The organism is Synechococcus sp. R5-13, assembly GCF_047462015.1.
Classification (GTDB): Bacteria; Cyanobacteriota; Cyanobacteriia; order Thermostichales; family Thermostichaceae; genus Thermostichus.
This window is the reverse complement of record NZ_JANSIL010000212.1, coordinates 1-3260: the sequence shown is the minus strand read 5'-3', so window position 1 is coordinate 3260 and position 3260 is coordinate 1. Positions and strand designations below refer to the sequence as shown.

Below are 3260 nucleotides of genomic sequence, written 5' to 3'. Positions count from 1 at the left end.
ACTTCCGCATTCCTCCCGACACTGACCCTACGGGTACAGTGCGGGGCTCCTGCGATTTCTAGCTGAAGATTTGTCTGAACCAGGTGGCTGGACAAGAGGGTCCAGCTTTCGGGGTATGCTGTGAGAGCGCTGGGCTGGGTATCCCGGCCAGCTTTTTCCTCTGGGCCCTTCTCTACTGGATAACGCCTCCAATGCCCCTTGCTACTGCGCAACGCTGTCGCGAACAGGATTCTGTACCGTTGGCTTTGTTGAGTGTATCCGACAAAACCGGACTGATCCCGCTGGCCCAGTCCCTCGTGCAAGAGCATGGCTTTCAACTGCTCAGCAGTGGGGGAACCGCCAAGGCGCTCTCAGAAGCTGGGATCCCGGTCACCCCTGTCTCTGCCCACACTGGCGCGCCGGAAATCTTGGGGGGAAGGGTGAAGACGCTGCACCCCCGCATCCACGGCGGCATTTTGGCCCGCCTGGAATGCAGCGAAGACCGGGCAGACCTAGAGGCGCTGGGGATCCCTCCCATCCAACTGGTGGTGGTCAACTTCTACCCTTTTGAACAGACAGTGGCCCAGGCAGGAGTGTCTCTGGAGGAAGCTTTTGAGCAGATCGATATCGGCGGGCCCACTTTGGCGCGGGCGGCAGCCAAAAATTATCCCTACGTTACGGTGCTGACGGATCCCAGCCAGTACCCCCAGTATTTGCAACTGCTCTCCGGGGCCTATGGGGAAACAGAGCGGCTGGCGTTTCGCTTCCAGTGTGCTCGTCGGGCCTTTGAGCAGGTGCTGGCCTACGACCGCGCCATCGTCACCTACCTGGCTCGCCTGGAGCTAGCAGGTCCCTCCCAGTCCTCCGCAGCTGCCGCTGAAGACAGGTTTCAACTGCAAGGGATCCTGTGGCAACGCCTGCGCTACGGGGAAAATCCCCATCAAGCTGCCACTTGGTATGTGACGGATCCGGCTGCCCCCGGCTGGCACCGGGCTAAGCAGTTGCAGGGGAAGGAGCTGAGCTACAACAACCTGCTGGATCTGGAGGCGGCCCGTGCCCTGGCGGCAGAGTTAACCTTGTTACTCCGCAATGCTGATGCGACGCGGCCCACTGACGGGAAGGGCTCTGTGTCTTCTGGCTCTGCTCGGAGGGAGTTCTTGCAACCTGAACAAGCGGTGGCGGTGGTGGTTAAGCACAACAACCCCTGCGGGGTGGCCATTCGCCCATCGCCGGCTGCCGCCCTCGAGGCTGCCCTGGCTGCTGATCCAGTTTCGGCCTTTGGGGGCATCGTCGCCCTCAACCAAACTTTGGATCGGGAGACCGCCCGGCGGCTGGTAGAGCCTTTTCTGGAGTGTGTGGTGGCTCCCGATTGTACCCCGGAGGCGGCTGAGCTACTGTCAGTCAAAAAGAACTTGCGGGTCTTGATCTTGCCGGACTTGTGTGTGGGGCCTGCCCAAACAATCCGCACCCTGGCCGGGGGCTTTCTGGTGCAAGACGCCGATTCACCTGTTGCTCTGCAACGCTGTCGCGACCAGGAACCGATGCAAACCGACAGCCCCCCTTCTTGGCAAGTGGTCACCCAGCGCCAGCCCACACCGGAGGAGTGGGCGGATCTGGAATTTGCCTGGATAGTCTGCAAACATGTGAAATCCAACGCCATTGTCGTCGCCAAGCAGAGGCAGACGCTCGGCGTCGGAGCCGGACAAATGAATCGGGTGGGAGCAGCGGAGATCGCTCTCCAGCAGGCGGGATCCCAAGCAGCAGGAGCTGTTTTGGCCAGCGATGGCTTCTTCCCCTTTGCCGACAGTGTGGAGATGGCTGCCCGAGCAGGGATCCGCGCCATCATCCAGCCGGGGGGGAGCATCCGCGATGCCGATTCCATTGCTGCTGCCAACGCTGCCGGTATTGCCATGGTTTGCACCGGCATACGTCACTTTCTGCACTGAGCCCGCCTTTCTGCTCAAGAGAGAAATCTTCCCAAGAGAGACAAAGAGTAGGGAGTATCCTCAACTTTAGGGCAACCCCCAGGCTCTGGCCCGCTCTGCCAGCCAGCCCTCAGCCCGCAAATTCTCCAGTTCTCGGCGCACCCGCAGCCGCAATTCGGCGTGCTGCAGCCCCTTGGGCATGGCAATGCCCAGCCCCACCGTTGCCAAGGGGGATCCCAGAAATTGAAACTGTTGCTCCGCAGCGCTTTCGCGACGGGGATGCTCTGCTAGCCACCCTGCCAGCACCGAGCGATCTGCTGCCCACCCCTGCACCGCCCCTTTCAGGAGCAGTTCCGCCCCTTCTCGGTAGGAATCGACAGGCACCAGCTCCACCCCTGGCAGGTATCGATTCAGCAGGGGAATGGCGCTGGAACCGCGCAAGACTGCAACGCGACCGCCCCGCAAGTCCGACCAGCTTTCCCAGTTGTGGGAACGAGCCACAACCAAGCTGGGGCCATCCTGATAGTAAGCAGAAGTGAACTCCACCTGGCGCGCCCGATCCGGGGTAATGCCGATCTGAGCAATGGCCAAATCCACCTGGCCGTCAGCCAGCACCTGCAGCCGCTCTACATTCGAGACCGGCACCAACTCCACAGCCTCTGCCGAGCCCAACAGCCGGGATCCCAGCTCACAAGCCAGCTCGATCTCAAACCCCTGCAGATCCCCTTGGGGAGTGCGAAACCCCAGCGGCCTCAAGTTGTCTTTTACGGCAACGCGCAGCCGTCCAGAATCCACAATCTCCGGCCAAGGACGAGCCACAGTAGGGATCCCTCTCCCCAGGCAGGCGAGGGCCAGAATGGCTGCCAGGAAGGACTTCTGGATAGCCGTCGGAACCTCCTCAGGAGGCGCGAGACTGGCGCGCTGCCTCCACCACCTGGGTAAAGGCCTCTGGATCCAGGAAAGCCAAGCGGGCCAACATTTTGCGGTTGAGCTGGATATTGGCTTTTTTGAGACCATCGATGAACTCGTGGTAACGCAGGCCCTGGGCACGGGTGGCCGCGTTGATGCGGGTAATCCATAGGCGACGAAAATCCCGCTTCTTGCGGCGGCGATCCCGGTAGGCGCTGCGCAAAGCCTTCATCACCTGCTGGTTGGCGGTGCGGAACAGCTTTGAACCAGCTCCCCGAAAGCCTTTGGCCAGCTTGAGGATCTTTTTGCGGCGCTTGCGGGCGACATTGCCCCGTTTGACTCTCATGGCAGTAACTCAATAGGAACTTGAACAAACTCAAAGTAAACTACCCGACTCCGACCGCTAAAGCGGTACGGAGCGGGCTTTCAGTAGCCCTGAGCCTGCTC

General features: G+C 61.0%; 3 protein-coding genes. 1 reads left to right on the top strand and 2 read right to left on the bottom strand.

Annotated features, from left to right (window positions below):
• The first annotated feature begins 191 nt into the window (after positions 1-191).
• Complete coding sequence (gene purH, locus NW840_RS13655; protein WP_414344856.1) at positions 192-1925, top strand: bifunctional phosphoribosylaminoimidazolecarboxamide formyltransferase/IMP cyclohydrolase; 1734 nt, start codon at positions 192-194, stop codon at positions 1923-1925.
• Between the two features lie 66 nt (positions 1926-1991).
• Here purH and NW840_RS13650 read toward each other — a convergent pair whose 3' ends face one another.
• Together NW840_RS13650 and rplT are read right to left on the bottom strand one after the other, a co-directional pair.
• Positions 1992-2723 carry a transporter substrate-binding domain-containing protein gene (locus tag NW840_RS13650; RefSeq protein WP_041436884.1) on the bottom strand — a complete coding sequence of 244 codons (732 nt, stop codon included), beginning with the start codon at positions 2721-2723 and terminating at the stop codon, positions 1992-1994.
• A 79-nt stretch (positions 2724-2802) separates the two neighbouring features.
• Entirely contained in the window at positions 2803-3159 is a 357-nt protein-coding gene (gene rplT, locus NW840_RS13645; RefSeq protein WP_011434388.1) for a 50S ribosomal protein L20, read from the bottom strand.
• Positions 3160-3260: the final 101 nt, after the last annotated feature.